The sequence below is a fragment of the Shewanella litoralis genome (assembly GCF_009828585.1).
Taxonomy (GTDB): Bacteria; Pseudomonadota; Gammaproteobacteria; order Enterobacterales; family Shewanellaceae; genus Shewanella; species Shewanella litoralis.
Genome location: NZ_WSRZ01000007.1, coordinates 44697 through 68863, shown reverse-complemented (window position 1 = coordinate 68863; position 24167 = coordinate 44697). Strand labels below are relative to the sequence as shown.

Sequence of the window (24167 nt, the reverse complement as noted above, 5' to 3'; positions counted from 1 at the left end):
TTAGCAGTGTTCATGTCAGCGGAGCAATCGCTGATACGTGTTCATTTACGACTTATCAAGTAAGTTGTATTTTTTGAGAATACCTCTGAGCTGGTGGTAGCTTAGCCCAAGTAGATCCGCGGTTTTTTTCTGATTGTATTGACCTTCTGCCAGCGCGCGTTGCAATAATGTCACTTCAGCATTTTCGGTGTATTCTTTGAAGTTTATTGGAAACTCAAGGCTATTTTGCACTATGGTCGTTTCATTTTTTCCTACGTCAAGCTCGGGTTTGTCCATTACAGGCTCAACCGGTCTCACTTGACGCTCACGGGTTTTTATTCGACTCAATGGTCGATAGGGAGAGGCAAAGGGATCTAATATGATGTGATCAATTTCTTGGCCTTCGGAGCCTTCACGGTACACACTGCGTTCAACCACATTTTTGAGCTCACGGATATTCCCCGGCCAGTCGTGCATCATCAGTTGTTCAATGGCAATTGCACCAAATCCACCAAAATATTCAAGCCCGAGCTGCCTTGCCATACTAATCGCGAAATGTTCGGCCAATGGCATAATGTCTTCGGTGCGGCTTCGCAGTGGCGGTAAGGTAATCACATCAAAGGCCAATCGGTCTAATAAGTCGGCTCTAAATTCGCCTGTTTCAGCAAGTGCTGGTAAATCTTCGTTGGCAGCGCAGATGAGGCGTACATCAGACTGTACGGTTTTACTGCCACCAACACGTTCAAATTCGCCGTACTCAATGACCCGCAAAAGTTTTTCTTGGATAAGCCCTGAGGTATTGGCTAATTCATCTAGAAATAGTGTTCCACCATCGGCTCGCTCAAAGCGGCCTTCGTGTTTACCTTTGGCACCAGTAAATGCACCAGACTCATGGCCAAACAGTTCACTTTCGAGTAAGTTTTCACTTAATGATGAACAATTAAGTTTTATGAAACTTTGGTCCCATCGGGCTGATAAGTAATGCAAACGCTCAGCAATTAGCTCTTTACCTGTTCCGCGCTCACCAATAATGAGCACAGGTTTTGATAAAGGCGCGACTTTAGACACATGCTCTAATACTTCGAGTAACGCATTAGACTGGCCGATGAGATTATCTTGTTGGTATTGTTTGCTCACAGTTGGCTTACTCGCAAAATTGTTAGTGAATTAGACTAATAATTGGTGAAAATCATAATAGATGGCTTAGTTAATAAATGAAAGCAAAAGTTAAATATTTGTATAACTAGCTGATATTGTTATAGTTGAAAAAGTTGGCACGCAATGTGTAATACCTATTGCGACATCCACGTTACTTTTTGAGGAATACATTATGGGAATTTTCTCTCGCTTCGCAGATATCGTTAATTCAAATATCAGCGCAATACTCGATAAAGCCGAAGATCCAGAAAAAATGGTTCGCCTTATCATTCAAGAAATGGAAGACACGCTAGTTGAAGTACGCTCAACCTCTGCCAAAGTATTGGCTGAGAAAAAAGAATTGTTACGTCGCATTAGCCGTGTTCAAGAGCAAGTTCAAGATTGGCAGGATAAAGCCGAGTTAGCATTATCGAAAGATCGTGAAGACTTAGCAAAAGCCGCTTTAATTGAAAAGCAAAAAACCACGGGTTTATTGCAAACACTCGAAATGGAATTGCAAGTTGTTGAAGAACATATCACACGTTTAAAAGACGAAGTGGCACAACTGCAAGAAAAATTGAATGATGCCCGTGCTCGCCAAAAGACCATCATTATGCGTAAGCAAACTGCCACTTCACGCTTAGAAGTGAAAAAGCAGCTTGATTCAAGCAAAATTGATGATGCAATGATGAAGTTTGAGCAATACGAGCGCCGTGTTGAAGGCCTCGAAGCTCAAGTTGAATCATATGATTTAGGTAAAAAAGATTCACTTGCTGATGAGTTTGCTGCACTAGAAGCCGAAGATGCTGTTAACGATGAGTTAGCTGCACTGAAAGCCAAAGTCAACGCAAAATCACAACCTAAATCAAAAGCATAATAATTTTTCAGAGGTGAGTTATGGATATGGATCTTCTTGTAGCACCAATTATCATCTTTATGATGTTTGTTGCCCCCATTTGGTTGATTCTTCACTACCGCAGTAAGCGACAAGTGAGCCAAGGACTCACAGAGGAAGAATTCGGTCAGCTTAATGATTTAATTGCGAAAGCTGAAAAAATGAGCCATCGCATAGAAACCTTAGAAGCAATTTTAGATACTGATTCACCAGAGTGGAGGGCGAAACATGGGCACAACTAATGGTCGTACGCTATATCGCAATCCTAAAAGTGGTAAAATAGCAGGAGTTTGTTCAGGCATCGCTGATTACTTTAACTTTGAAACCTGGTTAGTGCGCGTGTTAGCCGTATCAATATTTCTGCTTGGCGGTACCGGCGTGGTGTTTGTGATATATATTGCACTGTGGATGATATTAGATGTCAAACCACAATCATTAGAATATGACGATCAACACAAAGATATCGAAGTTAAAAAGAAGGTATGGCAAGCCGGTGAACCAGCAAAACGTGCCTTATTTGATGTCAGTCGCCAGTTTAATGGACTTGAAACTCGATTACAGCGATTAGAGAAACACGTGACGTCAGATAGTTTTGATTTAAAACGAGAAATCAATAGTCTTTAATGATTCTAAATGGGCGGTTTACCGCCCTTGTTTTATGATCAACCTTGATATTAGGAGCTGTCAGCTACCATGAATTTTTTAGATCGTTCCTTGTTCAAAGTCACCCAAACAGCACAATCTCTCGTGCACCGCAGTACCGACCGACATGTTAGGCTTGCTGTGACCGGTTTGTCTGGCGCAGGTAAAACCGCCTTCATCAGTGGTTTAGTCAATCAACTATTGCATGCAGGCAAAAGCAATAAGCACAATCCATTGCCATTATGGCAAGTCGCAAGAGAAGGGCGATTAATTGGCGTACAGCGCGCTATGCAGCCTGATCTAGATATCGCCAGCTTTGACTATCAAGGCTCAATGAATGCATTAAACTCATCCCCGCCACAATGGCCAGCATCGACTCGCACCATTACTGAATTACGCTTAGCAATAAAGTATCAACCTCAACAAGGCATATTGGCAAAATTAACTGATAGCGCCACCTTGTATGTGGATATTGTCGATTATCCCGGTGAATGGTTACTTGATTTGCCTATGCTAAAACACGACTTTACCCACTGGTGTTTATCGCAACAGCAAAATGTAGCGTGTTTAAGTTATTCCCCTTGTTATGACGAATTTACTCAGGCGCTGAGCAAGTTAGATTTAGCTGAAGTCGCCGATGAACAACAACTTAAATATGTCGCCGATCTTTACCAAAAACTGCTCGTTGACTTAGTCCGCGAGCAAGGTTTTTACCATGCCCAACCCGGGCGCATGTTATTACCCGGCGAGTATGAAAACACACCATTACTGGCTTTCTTCCCATTGTTGTCACTGAGCCCGTTAAATCATTCAGAGCTGACCGCAAGCCCTAAGGACTCTAATTACCATGTCCTAAAGCGCCGTTATGAGCAGTATGTTTCACAAGTGGTAAAGCCTTTTTATCGCGATTACTTTTCACGTTTTGACCGCCAAGTTGTGTTGGTGGATTGCTTAAATGCATTAAACCAGGGTCAAGCACAATTTAATGATATGGGGCGTGCACTAAATAGCATTATGGAAAGCTTTCAGTTTGGGCAATCAAGCTTGATTAAGCGGTTGTTTTCACCCCGTATTGATAAAGTGTTATTTGCTGCAAGTCAGGTAGACCGGGTGACGCGAGACCAACAAAGCCATGTGCTTAGTTTACTCAACGCCATGCTGCAACAAAGTCAGCATTACGCCAATTTTGAAGGCAGTGAAGTGGAAACCATGGCCATCAGTGCCATTAAGGCAACGCAACATGGCATGGTCAATACAGGACACGGCCAGCAAGAAGTGGTCAAAGGCACAGGCCTAGACGGCAAGCAAATAACGGTTTATCCGGGTGATGTGCCAATAACCTTGCCTGATGCCACATTTTGGCAGCAACAGGGGTTTAGCTTTAACGCCTTTTTACCTCCAAATATTAGCCATTTAAATGAAACTCATCCAACGTTTGAGCATATTCGTCTAGATCATCTTTTAGAGTTTCTATTAGGCGATAAATTAACCTAGTGGCATAAGTGTGAGTATTTTTATGAATCAGACAAATAACGCTTCGGGAATTAAAAAATCGCAAGTCTTTACTGACGCAGAACTTATTAACGACGCACAAGAGAGCAAAACCGCTGAACCTATCAAACCAACACAATCATTTAGTGATGTTGATTTTATGTGTGAACAAGCTTTAGATGATCTGCCTGAGTCAATCTCCGACAGTATTGCGCCCAGCAAGCCTAAACGCTGGTCTAGGTTAGCCGTGTTATCATTAATCAGTGTGGCTTTATTAGCCGTTGTGCAAACGGTCTTAGGGTTAATGGAATCATTTAATCAAAGCCCCTGGTTGTTTGGTTTTTATGCCTCCGTTTTGGCCATTGTGAGTCTATGGGCTGGGGTAGGGGTGCTTAAAGAATGGCGTAAATTGGTGAACCTTAAAAAAGTCGCTGATCATCAAACCATAGCCGAGCGATTATCGCAAAGTATGCAAATGGGGGAAGCCAATAAATTTATAGCACCAATTTTAGCAAAATACCCTCATACCGATGCAAAACAGCAGTACATTAAGGCCAGTAATAAAGAACATAATGACGCTGAGATTGTTATGCTGTTTGATCAAATCGTGCTTAGCGAACGCGATTTGTTAGCGAAAAAAAGAGTCAATCGATTCGCAGCAGAATCAGCGTTATTATTAGCAGCAAGCCCGCTAGCGGCGTTAGATATGGCAATTATTTTGTGGCGCAATCAAAAGATGATTAACGAAGTCGCTGCTATTTATGGCATTGAATTAGGCTATTGGAGTCGGATTAAGCTTATCCGTAGCATCATTATCAATGTGATTTACGCGGGCAGTACAGAAGTGATTACCGATCTCGGCACACAATTATTATCTGTTGAAATGACCGGTAAATTATCCACTCGGATAGCGCAGGGCCTTGGTGGCGGCTTGCTCACAGCAAGGCTTGGCTACCAGGCTATGAGTTTATGTCGTCCTATTGCTTTTACAGCCAAAAACAAGCCCAAATTAACTCAAGTGCACCAGCATTTACTGGGTGAGTTAAGTCAATTTACCTCGTCGATGATGAATAAGACAAACGCTAAAACGACGGAAAAGGTCAATAATCAGCCTTAGCGAATTGTGTTTTTTATGTACAATTTTTGATTGTTGACTACAGTTATTGTCGATTTGGAAACAGCATAGCGTTCTGAATCTTCACGCTGGCTTATTGAGTAGGAAACATGCCAGCAATTTAATAAAACAAGGAGACTCTAATGAAGTCATCATGGACATTAACCGCGGTACTCATGTGCTTATGTTGTTTTTTCAGCACGTCATCATTTGCCGCAGAACCCACTAAAACGGTTACAGAATCATCAAAAAAAGCAACCAAGGCTGTTGACAAAAGTATCGCTAAATTACCCAGTGTTAATGTTAACAAAGCCAGTGTCAGTGAACTGCAATCGCTCAAAGGTATTGGGCAAGCTAAGGCTCAAGCGATTGTCGATTACCGGGCTAAAAACGGTAAGTTTAAAAACTTGCAGCAATTGACGATGGTGAAAGGTGTGGGTGAGAAATTAGTTGGCCAAAATGCCAAGAAGATCAGCTTTTAAGTTATTTCATTGAAATTACATTAGCTATAAGCAATAAAAAACGGAAGCCTCGGCTTCCGTTTTTTATTGCTCAATGAATGTCCCTATTGCGCGTTCAATGCCTGGCCATTAGTACCAATTGATTCATCACCCATTAAAAACAGATAAGTAGGCATAATCTGTAAGGCGGTTTTTAACGTTTGTGGATCTTCTGCAGGGTATGCTTTAGCGCGCATTTCAGTGCGAGTCGCCCCCGGGTTAATGGTATTCACTCGAACATGTGTTTCATCACATTCATCCGCCAACACTTGCATCATGCCTTCGGTCGCAAATTTAGAGAAAGCATACGGCCCCCAGTAAGCACGACCTTTGCGGCCAACACTGCTAGAAGTAAAGATAATGGACGCATGTGGCGCTTTACGCATAACGGGTAATAACGCTTTAGTCATAATAGCTTGAGCCGTTACGTTAACTTTCATGATGGTCTCTAACGAAGCAAGATCAATGTGTTCAAACGGGCCTAATGCACCCAGTTGTGAAGCATTGTGTAATAGCCCATCTAAGTGACCAAATTGCTCTGCTATGGTTTCTGCCATGTCGATGTAGTTCTGTTCTGTTGCGCCTTTTAAATCAAGCGGCACAATAGCGGGGGTCGGATAACCCGCATTAACGATTTCGTCATATACTTTTTCAAGTTTTTTAACGGTTTTACCTAACAAAATAACGGTAGCGCCGTGCTTAGCAAATTCAATAGCGGCTGCCTGACCAATACCGTCTCCAGCACCAGTGACCAAGATAGTTTTATTATTAAGTAAATCTTTTGCAGCTTGATATTCCAACATGATTGATTAATTCCTCTAAGCGCAATCGCCCGTCAAATCTAGAACCGAATAAAAAATAAACGACCGTTTGAAACAAATGATTGATAATTGTATACGAATAGGTCATTTGCATGTAACAAACTTGTAGCTAACTCTATAATTTTGCGTTAACTTGAGAATAGTTAAGGACTAACATAAGTCCTTTTGGTCGCATGATTGGACTATTGTGACCAATTCTTGGGGAAAACAAAATTATTAAAACAAGATTTGGGGAAAAAAGATGAAAAGACTCATTTTGGGTGTTGCAATAACATCTGCTCTCGGTTTAACGGCGTGTGGTGGTGATAGTTTTAACGAAGCAAAAGAAAAAGCTGAACCATTAGTGCCTCTGTCGCACGTGCAGTTTGATCCCGCTAATGGAAAGCTGCCGCTACCTAACGATCTACTGTTCAGTGGTACCCTCGATGGTACCTTATCTATCCCGGGTGAAACCGGTGTCGATTACACTAATCCTTCAATCGCACTTGGCGCATTAGATGGATGGTCAACTAGCTCACCAATTTCAATAACGATGGAGCTAGCAAACGATCTACAGGGTAATGCACTCACCATTGATGCTACATCGGTATTTCAGCCTGGTGCGGTTCGCGTGTTTGAAGCCACCGTGGGTGGTTCGCTTTCTACCGATCCTGAATGTACTTCACAAGCATCGGTATCAGCTTGTAAAGTCGGCGAGGAATTAACCTTTGGTGTAGACTTTATCACTAAAGCATCAGGTAGCAGTGTGGCGATAATACCGCTTAAGCCACTCAAACCGATTCAATCCTATTTGTATGTTGCGACAGACTTAATTCAGGATTCGTTAGGTCGCAGTATTGCGCCTTCTACAACATATAACTTACTTAAGTTAGACATTGAAACAAAGCCGCTAGAAACAGCTTCGCAATTGCAGTTACAAGGCTTAGTTAACAGCTATGAAAAAGGCGTTGCTGCTGAGCACGGTGTTGATTCTGAAAACATTATATTCTCAGGCTTATTTACCACGCAGTCGGTCGCCAATGTTTATGAAACCGCCAAGCTATTAATGGTATCAAGCGATCCATATAAACCTGCTTTTACTAAAACGCCAACACCGGCTGGTTACACTGCTGCTCAGGCATTAGGATTAACATCAGCTAGTGGTGTTGCTTACGCTTTAGCTGACATGGCTGATGTTTATACAGCAGAAATAGAACTGCCATTTTACGGTAACTGTTCATCTGCTAGTTGTGTGATTCCAGTTGTTGATGGTGCACCAACAGCGCCAAATGGTCGCTGGTTTGCTCAGGGTGACAGCCCTGTTTCGGTGTTATTAGCATTACAAGCTGGCACGCTAAGCCAAACCAACTTTTTCACTCAAGCATCTGAGCAAGGTGTTGATGCACAGGCTGCATTGGCTAACCCAACATTGCTCGCGGGCAAACAATGGAAACTTGATGACGGCACTGCAGCAGATAAAACCAAGCACTTAACGCGTCTTAATCCTATCCCTGCAATTAAAGGGTATGAAACGATTCCTGTGCAAATTACCATGCCAAATGCGGCTAAGCTTGCGGCATTTATGGCTTCGCAAGGTGGTACATTTGTTCCACCAACAAGCGGCTGGCCAACAACAATTACCATGCATGGTTTAGGTGGCGGTAAAGAAATGAACCTAGCCTACGCAGGCACATATGCTGCTGCGGGTATCGCCACTATTTCAATCGATATGCCACTGCACGGTGAACGCTCATTCGACATCAATGGTGATGGTGTTTATGAAATGTCGGCAACGGCACCTGCATTTGGTAATTTAATTGGTAAGCCTGACGCATTTGCTAATGGTGACCCGTTAGTGTTTGTTAACATTGCCAGTACCTTAACTGTGCGTGATAACTTTCGCCAGGCAACGCTAGATCATTTAGCATTGCGTTTATTATTAGAGGGTATGGCAGGACAATTAATGGCTGCTAACCAACCACAAGTGTTTGATGTCTCTAAAATCAGTGCTCAAGGATTAAGTTTAGGCGGTATTGTCGGTACAACCTTCTCGACTTATGCAAGCACGGGTTTGAGAGACCCTTCAACAGGTGCATCATTAGGTAATCCTTATGCCATTAATGCAGTGTCATTAGTGGCTCCTGCGGGTGGTTTAGCGGGTTCATTTGCTGGCTCTGCTGCATTTGGTCCACAATTGTTTGCTAACGTAACGGCGTCTAGCACGTTTGCTGCGCTATTAACGGCTGCTAACACTGCAGGTTATGAAGAAGGTACTGCGGAGTACGAAGCATTAGTACAGGCTGTGTATGCTGGATTTATTCCATCATTTGCACTGGCTGTACAAACTGCCATTGATTCAGCAGACCCATTAAACCATGCTGGTATGCTAGCTGCGACAGAAGTTCCGGTTCATTTAATCGAAATCGCGGGAGATGATGCGGGTAACTTACCTGATCAAACCTTACCAAACAGTGTGGCTAATTTCCCACTATCAGGTACTGAGCCATTAATTGCCGCTATCGGTTTAGATTGTGTCGATGCTAATACAGCAGGTTCTGGTGCGGTGCGTTTTTCTAAGGGCCACCACAGTTCAATTGTTAGCCCTAGTGAAGTACCAGGCGTGACCGATGGTATGGCTGCTGCGGCAACAGCTGAAATGCAAGCTCAGGTTGCTGGTTTTGCTATGACAGCCGGTGCAGGTCAGGCAACGATTGCTGTCTCAAACAGTGATGTGATTAAAAGCTGTAACTAATACTTACTAATTAGTCGCCGTTTTGACTTAAAACCCAGCAAATTGCTGGGTTTTTTATTCTCTATTTATCGATAATTACTGATAAAATGTCGGTAGACTGTTTTTCCTTTGTGGAGTGGAATTTGGAATTTTTATATGAATACGGCTTATTTTTAGCTAAAGCCGTGACGATTGTGATAGCGATAATGGCTGTAGTGGTATTGGTGTTAGCCAGTAGCATGAAAAATAAAGCTGACAAAGGTGAATTACGCCTGACCGATATTTCAGATGAGCTATTGCAACTTAAGCACCAGTTGAAAGAAGAGTTGTTGTCTAAAAAGCAATTTAAAGCTTATGAAAGCAGGTTAAGGCTGATGAAAAAGCCGCTGATAAAGCGGATGTCACCAAGGGCAAAGTTTTTGTTATCGATTTTAAAGGCAGTATCGATGCGGGTGAGGTTGCCTCACTGCGTGAAGAAGTCACCGCTATTTTAACTATTGCCGATAAAGATGATGAAGTACTGGTGAATGTAGAAAGTGGCGGTGGCATGGTACATGGCTATGGCCTTGCATCAAGCCAATTAGACCGTTTACGCCAGGCTAACATCCCATTATCGATTTGTATCGATAAAGTGGCTGCGAGTGGTGGCTATATGATGGCATGTGTGGCCAACAAAGTGTATGCGGCTCCCTTTGCGATTGTCGGTTCTATTGGCGTTGTGGCGCAAGTGCCGAACTTTAACCGTTTGCTTAAAAAGCATGATATTGATTACGAGCAACATACCGCGGGCGACTTTAAGCGCACCTTAACCATCTTTGGTGAAAACACCGATGAAGGCCGCGCCAAGTTTCAACAAGAGCTTGAAGAAACCCACGTGCTATTTAAAGAGTTTGTTGGCCGCTACCGTCCAGAAATGGACATTGCTAAGGTGGCCACAGGCGAGCATTGGTATGGTCAACAAGCGATTGATTTAGGGTTGATTGATGAGATTTCAACTAGCGATGATGTCATTTTAAACTTAGTCAAAACACACCAAGTGATTAAAATTCGCTATCAGATGAAGAAAAAACTGGCCGATAAAATTGCTCATGGTGCTTCGTTGTCGGTTAACGCTGTGATGAACAAACTGGTTGAACGTAATCAATCAGTATAAGTGTAAAGAATGATAAAAAACGACAGCCCAGGCTGTCGTTTTTGTTTTAGATAAGCATAACAATCATTATGACATCATTACTGAGCTTTATAACTGATGTGCTGGTGGAAGCGTAAAATCACATCGACATGTTCTTTATCAATATCAAAATCTTGAGTAAACATGCGTAATGCATCTTCTACTTGATTCATAAAGCGGCCATAGCCTTCATCGGTTTCGTCACTCTTACCAGCAACAATCACAAAGCGGAAAACATCGACGAGCTTATTGCTGTCCCAGTGGCCAATCGGTTCTGGAGACTGAGCATGAGGGTCAAAACCAATCATTTGAAACTCATCAGTACTGGTGAGCTGCTCGTATTTACTGTTACGCACTAGCGGCAACTTGCCATTAGCCACCATCGCGACACGCTTTAGCTGCTTACTTTGGGTTGCTTGGATAAATTTGTCGTAAACCGTTTGATAAACAGCACCAAAATCGACTGTGTCATTAGCCAACAATTGCTTTTTGATTCGGCGATCCACAGGAATGTTAATGGTGACGTAGTTCAATGTACTGACGTTTTCAGGTAATTCACAGTGACGACGTTGATAGCGACTGTCTACCGCACGCAACTTATAGCCATATGTTTCTTTTAAGCCCTTTGCTTTAGCAAAAAAGTCATAAGAGATATGCTGGTGGTCACGAATTTTAATCGGTACATCTTTAACGGGCAACAGCGGCTTGAGTTCGGCAATAAACTTCTGGATTTTAGTGTGAAAACTGGCGGCATTGCTGCGCAAGTCATCACCGGTCGCTAAAAAGACAATACGTAATTTACGCGCTCTAAAGCCTGGCGTGCTGTGAAGGCGATTCGCTTCATGATGCGCAGGATTATAAAAGAAACGCAGTTGTTCATTTGAACTTAAACAATATGCTTCGCTGTGAAAGCGCACCATAGGTAATTTATCTGTGGTAACTACATGCACATTGTAGAGTTCTTGTTTTTCAGCGAGTTGGTATACTAATTTACTGAATTCATCGTAACAAGTTTCTAAACTACTGTAAGCATTAAGGTATTCGTCGGTTAATGGAAAGCCGATAGTAATGTACTGGTTTTTACGGGTCGCACTAGGTAAATATACTTTTTTTTGACGACTGACGGACATGATATTTCCTTAAATTGTCTAATTGTCTAAAGTTTATCGTTATGTAATTGCTTGCTGAGCATCCATTCTAAACATTGATACTGAAAATAAAATGACTTTCGTTCACTTTATGTAAATGTTTTTAACATTTGCAGTGAAAGTCATAAAATTTAAATAGTTACTTATCTATCGCTTCAGTGATCCAAGGTAGCATCCATTGCGTAATTTTACCTTGAGCCAATTCATTGGGGTGAATACCATCACGTTGCATCAAGCTTTTATCGGCGGCGATATCTTGCATAAAAAAGGGTATAAGGCTGAGTGAGTATTCATCGGCCAATTGATGATATACCTCAGTGAACATTTTAGTATAGCGAGGCCCGTAGTTGGGCGGAACCATGATTTCGGTCAGCAGCACTTTGGCGCCATTATCCTGTGATAGGCTGATGATTTTTGTAAGATTTGATTTCAATTGATTTGGTGGAAAACCACGGAGTCCGTCGTTGCCGCCGAGTTCGATGACAACAATGTCTGGTTGGCTAGAGTCCAGTAAACTCGGGAGTCTGCGCAATCCTCCGGCGGTCGTTTCACCACTGACAGAGCCGTTAATTATTGTGTGTTGTGGCAGCTCATCGCGCAGCAATTGTACCCAACCTTGGTTTTCTGGCATGCCATAGCCTGCACTTAGGCTATCACCTAGTATCAAAACCGTGGCAGCATAGGTAGGCGCGCACATCAACATTAACGTAAATGCAGCTGCTAACATGCGTTTAAGCGACAAAAATAAGAAGGATTGTATGTCTAATAATAGCGTTCTAAATACCAGTGCCATAACGGTAACTAACCTTAATAAAACTGTGGTGACCCAAGAGGGAGAGTTGACTATCCTCAACGGCATTAATATAGAAGTCAAGCAGGGCGACAGTATTGCTATTCTTGGACCGTCGGGTTCGGGTAAATCAACCTTGCTTGGATTATTAGCAGCATTAGACACACCAACATCAGGTGAAATTGTCCTTGATGGGGTGGCATTATCAGGGCTAAACGAAGAACAAAAAGCAGCGCTGCGTAAACAAAAAGTCAGTTTTATTTTTCAATCCTTTATGTTGGTCGACACCTTAACCGCGTTAGAAAACGTGATGTTGCCTGCTGAGCTTGCTGGCGTTACCGATGCGAAACAAAAAGCCCGGGCCATGCTTGAACGTGTTGGCTTGTCGCATCGCTTAAACCACTTACCGAAACAATTATCGGGCGGTGAGCAGCAACGTGTAGCAATTGCCAGAGCATTTATTTGTGAACCTAAAGTGCTGTTTGCCGATGAGCCGACCGGTAACTTAGACAGTGTAAATGGCGACAAAATTGCCGACATGTTATTTGCCCTTAACCAAGAAAGCGACACCACTTTGGTACTGGTCACTCATGACTTACACCTTGCCCAGCGCTGTGCAAGGCAGTTAGTGATGGAAAGCGGTCATTTATCTGAGCCTGCAGCAGAAGCGACCCAGCGCGAAAGTGCATCTGATCCACAATTAGTGGAGGCAAACTAATGGAATGGCGCATTGCTTGGCGTTTGTTTAAGCGTGAGCTTGCACAAGGCCAATTAGTTTTAATTGTGTTAGCGATAACGCTAGCCGTATTGTCGGTCACTGGGCTTGCTCGGGTTAGCGAGCGTTTACAAGTGGCCATTAATGGTGAAGCCGCTAACTTTATTGCTGCCGATCGTATTATCGATTCACCCGTTGAGTTAGACCCTAAAGTGTTAACCATTGCAGATGATATTGGCCTTGCCCATGTGACCAATATGCAATTTAACTCTATGGTGTATTCTGGCGATAAATTTCAATTAGTCACAGTAAAAGCAGTGGGTGATGGTTACCCACTAAAAGGCGATATTGAGCTCAGCACAGGTATCACACAGGCGTTACCACAGGCAGGCCAGGCCTGGTATGAAAATCGTTTAGGCGGCTTGCTTAATTACCCTAAAAGCATTGAGTTAGGTAACAGTGAGTTATCACTAACCGAAGAAATCAGTCGTTTACCCGAAGGCGGTTTTAATCCATTTGCCTCATCACCTGTGTTGCTTATTCACCTAAATGATGTTGCTGCAACAGGGATTATTCAGCCGGGTAGCCGCGTAACTTACCTGTACCAGTTTACCGGTGATGCGCAGCAATTGGTTGAATTTGAGCAACAAGCTAAACCGCTGCTCAATAACAGCCAACGTTGGGTTGATGTGCAGTCGGGCGATTCACCTATTGCCTCAGCGGTACAGCGTGCAGAGCGCTTTTTATTGCTAGCCAGTTTATTGGGTATTGCATTGGCATGTGCTGCAATTGGTATTGCGGCTCAGCGTTATTGTCAACGCCATTATGATGTGGTCGCGATGCTAAAAACCTTCGGCGCGTCGGGTAAACAAATCCGCGTGTTATTTGGTTTGCATCTTTCATTAGTGACCATATTGGGTATTGCGCTTGGTTTAATCGGTGGCTTGTTACTCGACCTAGGTATCACGGCGTTTTTACCGCCCGAAATCGCAGCGTATTCGCCGCCTTACTTGCGCCCTGTATTACTCGGTGTCAGTACCGGGTTAATCAGTGCGTTTATGTTTTCGGCTTATCCGTTAATGCGTTTATTGGCGATTCCGCCACTGCGGGTGCTGCAACGTCAACTTGAGGGTTTACAGCTCGGCATGTGGTTGCATTTGCTCCTCAGCTTAGCGGCGATGGCGCTTTTGGGCTATTTGTATTCAAGAAGCCTCGCACTCACCATGACGGTAGTGTTAGCGGTCATGCTGCTTGGCGTGTTATTGAGCCTATTAGGGTTTGTGATGATCCGCCTCGGCCACGGCATTGGCATGAGAACCACCAACCCATTGCAACTTGCTTTGGCTGGACTGCGTCGTCGCGCTCGTCAAAATGCAGTGCAATTGGTCGGTTTTAGTAGTGCTTTGGTATTGCTGCTGACTATTTTAGCGCTAAGACAAGATTTGCTTAACGAGTGGCAAAAGCAGTTACCAGAAAATGCGCCTAATTACTTTTTGGTGAACATTGCCCCTGAAGACAGTAAGCCGCTCGATGACTTTTTAACCCTCAATCATATAAAAGCCACCGATATATATCCGGTTGTGCGTGGACGTTTAACCCACATTAATGATGAAGAGTTAATTTCTCGTCGCCAATCAGAAGATGGCGAAGAAGGTCGAGTGGGGATCTCTCGTGAGTTAAACTTAACTTATCGCGATACCTTGCCGCCCAATAACAAATTGCTTGAGGGTCAGTTTAATCAAACCGACGATGAGGTGTCTGTAGAGTCTGGTGTGGCTGAGCGTTTGGAGCTTAAACTGGGTGATAAACTGACTTATCGAATCGATAACCAGGATTTATCAGTCACGGTTGCCAGTATTAGACAGGTGCAGTGGGAAACTTTGCAGCCAAACTTTTACATGATTTTTACCCCTAAAGCACTTGAGCCTTTTGCGTATACTTCAATGGCCAGTTTTCATCTTAATGATCAACTATTGGCCGCAGACGGCAGCACGTTAACGGCAGACCAGGTGGTGTTGCAATTAATTAGGCAATTCCCGACGGTGTCGATTATTGATGTTGGCGCTATGGTAGGGCAGCTAAGGCAAATTATTGAACAAGTGTCTTTGTCTTTATCGTTAGTATTAGCATTGGTGTTGTTGGCCAGTGCACTAGTACTGATTGCACAAACCGAGGCCGGTATGGCCACTCGTCAACGAGAGTTAGCGGTATTACGCACCTTTGGTGCATCAGGTTGGTTATTGCGGGCATCAACCGGCTTTGAGTTTGCCCTACTGGGTGCCATTGCTGGCTTGTTAGCGGTCATCGTGGCCGAGTTTGCCTTGTATATGCTAAAAACGCAGGTGTTTGAGTTGGTTGTGTATATGCATTGGCCTTGGTGGGGTATCGCGCCTGTGGCTGGCGCCGCCATTGTTTCAACACTCGGCGTGTGGCGTTGCAGACAATTGTTGAATAAGTCGTGCAGTGATATGTTAAAAGCGGGTTAGCACACACCGACCTCAATAACTGCTAAATGAGCGAAGGGAGATGCATTGCCATCTCCCTTTTGTTTTTTGCTTCATAGATCCCAAGCTCAGGCTATTTAACCTGAGATCGGGATAATAAACGCCTTTCAAACAGTCCTTTGCCCTGCTAACTGCGTTGAATCGACTTGCAATAGGCTAGCTATTGACGCGTCAATTCGCCTTGTCAGCAGAACAAATGACAAGCTTGAAAGAGACAAGTTGTAACATGTTGATTTTAAAAAAACATAAGTTCATCCCTTATCCCGAACTCAGGCTATTTAGATCGCGGCTTATATTGAGTAGGGCAGTAACCTCGGTCGACTCCCTCAGGTCGCAGCTTAAGGTGTTTGGTTTTTCGGCCTGTAACGCGTGCTCGCCACAGTTTAAAGCTACCTGGTTTCATGTTACTGCGCATCAATTTGATGACAGCAGATTCGTTTAAACCATACAGGTGTTCAATGGCTTCAAATGGCGTGCGGTCTTCCCAGGCCATTTCAATAATTCTTGAGGTATCTTGCGCTGAAAGCATTGCGTATGATGTCGTTATTGGGTTTGCCAATACATACGTTAAACAGCCTGACTTAGTTTATAGCGTGTTTATAAATAGTTTAACGATGGTTTAAATCATTATCCAGGGTATTACTATCACATGCGTCTTGACCGTTTTGTCAGTAAAAGTACCGAATTAACGCAACAGCAAGTGAGCGACTGTATTGCTCAAGCCAATGTGTCGGTTAATGGCGTTGCCGTTACCGATGAAGCCACTCAAGTGCATGAAAATAATCTGGTGCAATTCAATGGGCAAACCTTAGTACCGCGTCCTTTTCGTTATCTGTTATTACATAAGCCGCAGCAAACCTTGTGCTCAAACGTCGATGGCGTTTTTCCATCGGTATTCTCGTTACTGGATATTGAGCGGCCGTCAGAGCTTCATATTGCCGGGCGTTTAGATGCTGATACTACTGGATTGGTGTTAATAACCGACGATGGCCGTTGGACATTTAATATCACCTCGCCCAAATACGCGTGTTATAAAACTTATCGGGTTAATTTGGCGAAACCGATAAAAGAGGATGTCGCCGAGCGCTTTGCTAATGGGATCTCATTATCGGGCGAAAAGGGCTTAACATTACCTGCAAAGTTAGAGGTTATTTCGGCACAACAGGTGTTGCTTACACTCACAGAAGGTAAGTTTCATCAGGTTAAACGCATGTTTGCCGCCGTGGGCAATAAAGTGGTTACGCTGCATCGGCAACGTATTGGTGCAGTAGAACTCGATGTGCCTGAAGGTCAGTGGCGCTATTTGACCGCAAAGGAGATCAGCTCTTTTTACTCGGCAAAAAGCGAAGATGGAGCGGCCCTTAGCTAACATAAACATAAAACTCGTTTTTCAACATTCTTATCAATAAAAGAATTATCAATAAAAGAATTATCAATAAAAGAATTATCAATACAAGAATTATCAATAAAAGAATTATCAATACAAGAATTATCAATAAAGACGTATCAATAAAATACTTATCAAAAATAGACTTATCGATAATCTCAAATTATCAAAGCTGTTATGCTATCGACATCATTTAGCGTTGGAGTTTGGCATGTTAAATCAGCAATGGTTAACCACCTTTATTAAGTTAGTTGAAGTTGGGCACTTTACCCACACCGCAGAACAACTGTTTATGACTCAACCCGGCGTGAGCCAACACATTAAAAAGTTGGAACAACAAGTGGGTGTGGCATTGTTATATCGAGTTGGAAAACGTTTTGAGCTGACTGAAGCGGGCATTCAACTACATCAACAAGCCTTACTTTGGCAGCAACAGCAGCAACAACTGTTATCACAACTGGCTGTTGATGATGTTTATGTTGGCGAGTGCCGAGTGGCATGTTCTGGTTCGCTGGCATTATTACTTTATCCGCATTTAATTGACTACCAACAGCCGCACCAGCAATTACAAATCTCACTCGAAGCGGCACCTAACAAGCGCATCATTGACAATGTGTTAGCCAACCAGGTTGAGCTTGGCATTATCACCCAAGCGGTGCATATGGATGAGCTTGAACTCACACCTCTTGGGCAACAAGCTTTATGTATTGTGTTACCGAAAAAGTATCAAGATAGCGCTATAAACTTTGAACAGTTAATGGCACTTGGCATGGTAGCGCATCCCGATGGCATGCATTATTGGCAACAAATTGTGAATCATTATTTTAATGACAAGCAAGCCATGGCACAGCAGGTGCCAATAAGAAGTTACGTTAACCAGCTGAATCAAATACTCGTGCCAGTAGCAAAAGGCTTAGCCTTTGCCGTGTTGCCACAATTTGCCGTAGACAGTTTTGCCCAGCAAGCCCAAATATGCATTGCCAAACTCGATGGTATAGATAATCCAAAGCAGGGCGTCAGTGAGCCATTATTTTTAATCAACAAGAAGCACCGTCCGTTGGCAAAACGATACCAACCCATCATCGATATTATTCATAATTTGGTTTGAGTCTGTTTATGATTTTATTATTTAGGTTTTTTTAAGGCTATTGGGTTTGGAGGGTGCATTGCTGGCTCATTTCTGTCTTATTGGGTATTTAAGATACGGCCTACAACCACTAACCTCATGGTGCAATTTGCTCTGGCCGTTGTTGCTCATGTGAAAAAATCAAAAGCGTTAACGATACAATCAGCGTGAATACTTTTATATGGCACGTGCTGGTTTTATTTACAGCTATAATGGCTTTTCATCGGTTTATGATAAAAAATGATTAAAAATCGTGCGTTAGTTGTAGCAGTTGAGAAATACATAAATCGTAATCATCTGATATTGTTATCTTTAATTTTTTCTGCCGTGCCATCGTATCCTACTTTATGTGCAAGCACGGTTTGCTTTTGTCTTTTAGTCACAATTAATTGCTTTACTTCAATAAGATAGCAAATGTAGGATGATATTAATCAATCACTTAAATGGCCGGGTTGAAATTTAATGGGCCGTTGAATAAGCCGTTATGTATCTGGTGAGTAGAGAAAATTGAAAGCATTTTTGAGACACTCGGATGGTTCGTTAGAAGATTCAACTGGGAGAATGATTTTTTTCAGTATGGATAGATTTGTGTCTGATATCTGCGAAGGTGATTGCTGCTTCATGTGTGGCGCATCGCCAAATGATAAAGAATTTAACGAAGAACATGTGATACCAAAGTGGATTCTCCGAATGCTAGATATCTACAAGTTATCTATTACTTTGCCAAATGATGCAAAAGTACGATACGACAAATATACGGTGCCATGCTGCAAGGAATGCAATTCATTTCTAGGAACTGAAGTTGAAGAAGAGATGAGATCAGTAATTGTCGGTGGTTTAAATTCCGTCAACTCATATATTCAAACAAATGGACCGTGGAAGATATTTCTATGGTTATCCCTTATTTTCTTTAAGACACACCTTAAAGATAGTTATTTGCGAAAGAATTTGGATAAAAGATTGGGTGACGATCCAATATCCAGCGATTATGAGTGGGGCTTACTACATCATATTCATTGCATGATTCGCGCTCTACAAAATGGAATTTCAATTAGTAATGAATGTCTTGGTTCTCTAATTGTTCTTCCAGCTAAAACTGCTGAGCACTTGGATAAATACGACTATAGAGATGTGTATGCCGCTAATACGATTCTGTTAAGAATTAATGATATTGCTTTTCTAGCGGTTCTGGACGATTCGTGCGCAGCTTTGAATTTCTTTTCGGATCATTTTAAACGTCTTTCTGCGCCATTATCTCCTATACAGCTTCGAGAGGTGTTGTCTCATTTAACTCTATTAAACAGTAAGCTTAAATATCGCCCTAGCTACTCAACCAAGATTAACCCGTCTACTGGTGAGGCTGTTATAATTGTTCAGTTGCCTGAGAGCATGGAGCTAGAAGACCATACTAGAGAAGAACTGGGTGAGATATTGTATGCGAATGTTGCAGAATACGTCGAAAAAATTCCTAGTCCAGACAAAAATTTCACAAAAGAAAACGTGCTAAATGGTTCTTACCATTTTCTATTCGATGAAAATCAAGAATTCATTTTAAATTCAATGGATTTAATTGAAATGGAACCAAAATAGTATATATAACAAGGCTATGCACCGGAAATAAAACCTACACGGCTTTTGTGCTACTCGCGCAAGAGCTCAAACATTAGCACAAAATCCGCTCCGGTTTCATTTCCGGTGATAACGGCGTTAAGTTTTTAAAGGAATAAAGTGGACTCATCAAATGAAAAAATGAAATGGATATTATTTTCAGTATTCATAACTCTTTTTAGCTTAGCTGTTTTTGGAACCTTAAGTGTAGTTTTTTTAGGCTTTGGGACTCCAACTGACGCTGAACGAGAGTGGTTGGTTAAAGGGTTGATTTTAGAGGTCTCAGCATGTGTAGTTGCATTGTTTTATTCAATTTTCGGGCTTAAGAAATCAAGTAATCATGTTGATGATAAAATTTTATCAGATATTGAAACAAGGTTAGAAGAACTCGAAACTAAAGTTCTTATAACAACCAAAGAAATTAACCGCTCCGTGAGTACATCGATAAGCATCGAGGAATCAGGTAACGATGTCTCAAAATCAGATTTTTTCCATGAAATGTATCCATTCCTTACTGAAATTGAAAACTTGAAAACTCCCCCTGCATTTGATGACAGTATCTATAGTTTAGAGCCGTTGTACACCGATATAAATTCTGATATTGAACAAGTAAAGCCATTCGATAAAGAGCATAGAATCAAAAGCTACATTGGCCTAAAAGTTCAATGGAAGTGTGCATTTTCTGGATTTACCGAAAAAGATGATTGCTATAGAGTACGTGTGTTTTTAGAAAAACCGTTACATGCAGCATATCTAGATCTCGACTTATCAAAAGATATATCCAAATTGAAAGTACTAAACGAAAACCATCCTTTTTGGGTATGTGGTGAGATAAGTAGTCTTGAAGGAACCAATATTGAGTTAATAAATGCTGATATTTCAGTGTAATCGAAACTTAAAGCATATTCGCCCTCTGCCAGCCAATACATAAATTAGCATGGCCATATATGGACGCTCCCGGTGAGTCAAGACAATACTCTGCTCACCCACAATACAGCTTAAGGGAATTAGCATGACCACCCACGATAGTCTTGGTATAACCTGAAACTTGTTTTGATATCAAATTATGATGTCATCCTGTTTATGAATTCAAAGCAAAAACGCACTTTGATAGCGATATATACAGATCCAGTGTCTGCTTCTTTAGTATGGAAGGATATTGAGTCTCTGTTTGTATGTATAGGTGCTGAGGTGATTGAAAAGTGGCTCGCGTGTTAGGTTCCATAAAAACGGCGTCATTGCTTCTTTCCATCGACCGCACCCAAAGAAAGAAGCAAAACCATATCAAGTCAAAGATGCGCGATGCTTTCTAAAGCAACTAGGAGTGGAACCATGAGTAATTCAATGCTGTATCAAGGTTATGCTGCTCGTATAGAGTTTAGCTCAGAAGATGAGTGTTTTATTGGACATATAGCAGGTATAAAAGACGTTGTTGGGTTTCATGGTGAAACTGTTTCTGAACTAAAAACAGCATTTGAAGAAGCCGTTAATGACTATTTAGAAGCGTGTAAAAAGATTGGTAAAACACCTCAAAAACCTTATTCAGGAAAGTTAATGCTACGCATTCGTCCCGAAATTCACGCAGCTGTTGCAACCGCAGCAGAGCTGAGTGGTCAGAGTATAAATCAGTGGGCGGCAGAGGCTCTCAATAGAGAAGCTAATTTGTTAACTTAATCGGGCAATCGGAGGTGTCTAGCCTCCTCTTGAGCTAGTGTGAGCAAATCACCACAACATTGGTGGCCGCAAGCCATAACGACAAAGCTTAAAGTGACAACTCAAATTACCGCTATACCACCGTCCTGCATTATTTACTCAGTAAATTCACGAATGAGGAGTCAAAGATGAAATTAAACCATAAACTCAATCGAGCTCAGCTTGGTGCTTTAACCTTATGCTTAGGCACTTCACTTGGTATGTCTATATTTGTTGGGAGTTCATCGCCTTTCATAGGATTAATGCTTGGTATAATTACAATTGGTGTTTATGTCATGATTATCTCTGGAAAGTGGAGTACAAAACACACGTATGTAAAGTGGGGGGCAAAAAACAAATAACTAACATGGATGGGCCGCGCGAAGCCGTGTCCTTATCCCAATTGTACTTTTGTTAGGTGATTAGCCAGAACACGTAAAATACCTATTTTATTAACTAAATAATCTACAGTCAGTTTTATTTACTTTACCAACTGGTGAGAACTTTGCGCATAGGCTTGAGTGTGGTTATTCACGTATTCTTGAGTTAGCTACCATCTTTGCCATTGACGTCAACTCGTTGATTTGTTGATTACATATTCGACTGACATGTTGTTTATGAGCTTACAGATTTTTGTCGTTTCTCATATCATATTGTTTGTATTTGATTAATAATAAAAATATTTTAGTATCTTAATCCATCAATATTAAAGGGAGTTTATTTTGGGAAATGACGTTGCTTCAGTAGGTTTAGTGCAATTCTTGTTTGGTTTGGTTTGGTTTGGTTTGGTTTGGTTTGTTTTGTGCCTATTGGGCCCAGAACACCGAGCGTAATGCTTGGTTATGGTTTTTCTGTGGTTGGTTCTTTGCTCCTATTACTGGAATAGTTCTAGTGGTAAAAAATAGTAAATACCGGAAAAATACATAACGGTAACCCTCTAGTTTTCTAAACATTTTTATTTTCTATCGTACGTTTTTTGCTTTATTGAGTTATCACCCTCAGTGACAAAAAGTTTTAATCGAAGAGAGATAATGACTGGTGCAGGTGAGTCAGCGAGTGTCCAAAACAGGGATGTTTTGGTTAAGCCCACATGGATGTGCTTGTGGCGTCTCACTGAATCATTTGCGGCAGGCAATGAGTAACAAAGGATTATTGATATTAAATAAGCTAACCAAAGACCAATTAGACTAGAATAATCAGATAAATAAATCACTTTTTTCCAAGAGTCAGTTGTTAAAGTGATTATATTTTATTATAGCCATGCAACTGTTCGGCTTTCTTTTACCACGACACATTCACTTCACAGCACTCTCAATCCAAAAAACAATCCCAAACCCATTCAACTCACCACGCTTTTAACTCACCACATCAGTGAGTGCAGCTTCAATATCGGTATAGTTAAACTCATAACCGGCTTTGAGCGCATTGGTGGGCAGTACAAATTGGCCTTCGATAATTAACTGTGACATTTCACCCATAGCCAGTCTTAGTGCTAACGGTGGCGTGGTGATAATCGCTGGTCGATTAAGCACTTTACCTAAAGTTAGTGAAAATACTTTATTACTCACCGGATTTGGTGCAGTGGCATTGAATACGCCTTGCAAGGGTGGGTGCTCGAGTAAATAGTTAATTAAGCCCACCAAGTCGCTGATGTGGATCCAGCTCATGCCTTGCTCGCCTTTACCGATGGGGCCACCGACTCCGAGCTTAAACGGTGGTAATATTTTGGCTAACGCGCCGCCATTTTTACCCAATACAATCCCTATGCGAGTAATGCACACGCGGGTTTGTTGCGATTGTGCTTGCAGGGCGAGGTCTTCCCATTTTTGGCAAATATCGTGGCCAAATTCGGCGTGGAATCCGCTTTTTTCATCAACAGGCGTTGCACTTTGAGCACCGTAATAGCCTATTGCTGAGCCGCTAATAAAGGTATGAGGCGGGTTGCTGCTGTTGCGAATAAGCTTGCTAATAGCGGCGGTAATATCCCAGCGGCTATTACAAATAAGCTGCTTTTGTTTAGTAGACCAACGTTTTGCGACTATGGGTTCGCCAGCTAAATTGATCACAGCCTCAATGTCATTGAGGTCGGTTTTGTCTGCCAGGCTTGACCAGTATTGGTGTTGTTCGCCAAGCTTAGCTTTAGCGGTACTAATATTGCGGCTTAATATCACCAATTGATGCTGTGTGAGCGAGCCCACTAACTGTTGGCCTACAAAGCCGGTAGCGCCAGTGATTAATATTTTCATATCCACCCCAATATAGTATGCCGATAGAACTCAATTATACGGCCGTCAACATCAAAATGATCATCCGCGAGCTTATTGCGGTTTTTGGTAACATAACTCCATTGACACCGAGTCGGCAAAGCGCAGTGCGTGCGGTTTGTCTATTTCGACACTGGCAAATTCAACCCAATCATGTTCGCTGGCAATAGCCAATGTTTGGTTGGTAAGATTTTCTAATAACGAAAAGCGATTATTTTCAATCAAGGCAATGATTTTTTTAGTAATGGTGCGATAATTCAATGCATCGGCAACATTGCTGCTATTACGGGCCTTATCAGCACAATAATGAATCACCACATTGACGATAATATCTTGTTGATTATTGATTTCGTCTTCTTTAATGCCGATATAAGTACGTAAGCGTAAGTTTTTAATGCGTATAATAGCGGTTTCTGGTTTCATATTGTGTGATATTCCCTAAATGTGATTCGCTGCTAATATGGCCAATATTA

At 42.1% G+C, this 24167-nt stretch carries 23 protein-coding genes and 1 pseudogene; 17 read left to right on the top strand and 7 right to left on the bottom strand.

Annotation, left to right across the window (positions count from 1 at the left end):
* Positions 1–45 precede the first annotated feature (45 nt).
* Positions 46–1116 (bottom strand): phage shock protein operon transcriptional activator, encoded by a 1071-nt coding sequence (gene pspF / locus GQA99_RS07805; protein WP_160053338.1) that lies wholly within the window; start codon positions 1114–1116, stop codon positions 46–48.
* 193 nt (positions 1117–1309) lie between these two features.
* On the opposite strand from pspF, the gene pspA reads away from it, so the two are divergent.
* From pspA to GQA99_RS07775, 6 genes are all read left to right on the top strand, one after another.
* Complete coding sequence (gene pspA / locus GQA99_RS07800; protein WP_160053337.1) at positions 1310–1993, top strand: phage shock protein PspA; 684 nt, start codon at positions 1310–1312, stop codon at positions 1991–1993.
* 20 nt (positions 1994–2013) lie between these two features.
* Positions 2014–2253 (top strand): envelope stress response membrane protein PspB, encoded by a 240-nt coding sequence (gene pspB / locus GQA99_RS07795; protein ID WP_160053336.1) that lies wholly within the window; start codon positions 2014–2016, stop codon positions 2251–2253.
* Positions 2240–2635: an envelope stress response membrane protein PspC gene (gene pspC / locus GQA99_RS07790; protein ID WP_160053335.1), complete on the top strand. Its 396-nt coding sequence runs from the start codon at positions 2240–2242 to the stop codon at positions 2633–2635. Before pspB ends, pspC begins: the two co-directional genes overlap by 14 nt.
* A gap of 69 nt (positions 2636–2704) precedes the next feature.
* The gene (locus GQA99_RS07785) at positions 2705–4147 is read left to right on the top strand and encodes a YcjX family GTP-binding protein (RefSeq protein ID WP_160053334.1); all 1443 of its coding nucleotides are present in this window, start codon (positions 2705–2707) and stop codon (positions 4145–4147) included.
* Positions 4148–4169: 22 nt separating this feature from the next.
* A complete protein-coding gene (locus GQA99_RS07780) occupies positions 4170–5261 on the top strand; it encodes a TIGR01620 family protein (protein WP_160053333.1) in 1092 nt (363 codons plus the stop codon).
* Positions 5262–5401: 140 nt separating this feature from the next.
* Positions 5402–5740: a ComEA family DNA-binding protein gene (locus GQA99_RS07775; RefSeq protein ID WP_160053332.1), complete on the top strand. Its 339-nt coding sequence runs from the start codon at positions 5402–5404 to the stop codon at positions 5738–5740.
* 83 nt (positions 5741–5823) lie between these two features.
* On the opposite strand, the gene GQA99_RS07770 is transcribed toward GQA99_RS07775, so the two are convergent.
* On the bottom strand, positions 5824–6561 hold the full coding sequence (locus tag GQA99_RS07770; RefSeq protein ID WP_160053331.1) for a YciK family oxidoreductase: 738 nt from the start codon (positions 6559–6561) through the stop codon (positions 5824–5826).
* Positions 6562–6820: 259 nt separating this feature from the next.
* Between GQA99_RS07770 and GQA99_RS07765 the strand changes: the two genes are divergently transcribed.
* Positions 6821–9310, top strand: coding sequence for a VolA/Pla-1 family phospholipase (locus GQA99_RS07765; protein ID WP_160053330.1), 2490 nt, complete (start codon positions 6821–6823; stop codon positions 9308–9310).
* An 86-nt stretch (positions 9311–9396) separates the two neighbouring features.
* Positions 9397–10442: pseudogene (gene sohB, locus GQA99_RS07760) on the top strand (protease SohB).
* Positions 10443–10519: 77 nt separating this feature from the next.
* Here sohB and GQA99_RS07755 read toward each other — a convergent pair.
* Together GQA99_RS07755 and GQA99_RS07750 are read right to left on the bottom strand one after the other, a co-directional pair.
* Positions 10520–11590, bottom strand: coding sequence for a DUF3083 family protein (locus GQA99_RS07755; protein ID WP_160053329.1), 1071 nt, complete (start codon positions 11588–11590; stop codon positions 10520–10522).
* 157 nt (positions 11591–11747) lie between these two features.
* On the bottom strand, positions 11748–12305 hold the full coding sequence (locus GQA99_RS07750; protein WP_170293515.1) for an arylesterase: 558 nt from the start codon (positions 12303–12305) through the stop codon (positions 11748–11750).
* A 61-nt stretch (positions 12306–12366) separates the two neighbouring features.
* Here GQA99_RS07750 and GQA99_RS07745 point away from each other — a divergent pair, with 61 nt between their 5' ends.
* Both GQA99_RS07745 and GQA99_RS07740 read left to right on the top strand, forming a co-directional pair.
* Positions 12367–13116 (top strand): ABC transporter ATP-binding protein, encoded by a 750-nt coding sequence (locus GQA99_RS07745; protein WP_160053328.1) that lies wholly within the window; start codon positions 12367–12369, stop codon positions 13114–13116.
* Complete coding sequence (locus tag GQA99_RS07740) at positions 13116–15599, top strand: ABC transporter permease (RefSeq protein ID WP_160053327.1); 2484 nt, start codon at positions 13116–13118, stop codon at positions 15597–15599. The genes GQA99_RS07745 and GQA99_RS07740 overlap by 1 nt, the downstream gene beginning before the upstream one ends.
* Before the next feature lie 292 nt (positions 15600–15891).
* On the opposite strand, the gene GQA99_RS07735 is transcribed toward GQA99_RS07740, so the two are convergent.
* A complete protein-coding gene (locus GQA99_RS07735) occupies positions 15892–16146 on the bottom strand; it encodes a TIGR03643 family protein (RefSeq protein ID WP_160053326.1) in 255 nt (84 codons plus the stop codon).
* A gap of 120 nt (positions 16147–16266) precedes the next feature.
* Here GQA99_RS07735 and GQA99_RS07730 point away from each other — a divergent pair, with 120 nt between their 5' ends.
* From GQA99_RS07730 to GQA99_RS07700, 7 genes are all read left to right on the top strand, one after another.
* Entirely contained in the window at positions 16267–16986 is a 720-nt protein-coding gene (locus tag GQA99_RS07730) for a pseudouridine synthase (protein WP_160053325.1), read from the top strand.
* Between the two features lie 229 nt (positions 16987–17215).
* Positions 17216–18112 carry a LysR family transcriptional regulator gene (locus tag GQA99_RS07725; protein WP_160053324.1) on the top strand — a complete coding sequence of 299 codons (897 nt, stop codon included), beginning with the start codon at positions 17216–17218 and terminating at the stop codon, positions 18110–18112.
* A gap of 606 nt (positions 18113–18718) precedes the next feature.
* Positions 18719–19720 (top strand): hypothetical protein, encoded by a 1002-nt coding sequence (locus GQA99_RS07720; RefSeq protein WP_229785865.1) that lies wholly within the window; start codon positions 18719–18721, stop codon positions 19718–19720.
* A 138-nt stretch (positions 19721–19858) separates the two neighbouring features.
* Positions 19859–20626, top strand: coding sequence for a hypothetical protein (locus GQA99_RS07715; RefSeq protein ID WP_160053323.1), 768 nt, complete (start codon positions 19859–19861; stop codon positions 20624–20626).
* A 307-nt stretch (positions 20627–20933) separates the two neighbouring features.
* Entirely contained in the window at positions 20934–21074 is a 141-nt protein-coding gene (locus tag GQA99_RS20935; RefSeq protein ID WP_206194571.1) for a type II toxin-antitoxin system HicA family toxin, read from the top strand.
* Positions 21071–21412, top strand: a complete 342-nt coding sequence (locus GQA99_RS07705) for a type II toxin-antitoxin system HicB family antitoxin (RefSeq protein ID WP_160053322.1) — start codon at positions 21071–21073, stop codon at positions 21410–21412. The genes GQA99_RS20935 and GQA99_RS07705 overlap by 4 nt, the downstream gene beginning before the upstream one ends.
* Before the next feature lie 167 nt (positions 21413–21579).
* On the top strand, positions 21580–21792 hold the full coding sequence (locus tag GQA99_RS07700) for a hypothetical protein (protein WP_160053321.1): 213 nt from the start codon (positions 21580–21582) through the stop codon (positions 21790–21792).
* Positions 21793–22785: 993 nt separating this feature from the next.
* Here the strand turns inward: GQA99_RS07700 and GQA99_RS07695 are convergent.
* Both GQA99_RS07695 and folX read right to left on the bottom strand, forming a co-directional pair.
* Positions 22786–23676, bottom strand: a complete 891-nt coding sequence (locus GQA99_RS07695) for a TIGR01777 family oxidoreductase (protein WP_160053320.1) — start codon at positions 23674–23676, stop codon at positions 22786–22788.
* A gap of 72 nt (positions 23677–23748) precedes the next feature.
* A complete protein-coding gene (gene folX, locus GQA99_RS07690) occupies positions 23749–24117 on the bottom strand; it encodes a dihydroneopterin triphosphate 2'-epimerase (RefSeq protein ID WP_160053319.1) in 369 nt (122 codons plus the stop codon).
* Between the last annotated feature and the right edge of the window lie 50 nt (positions 24118–24167).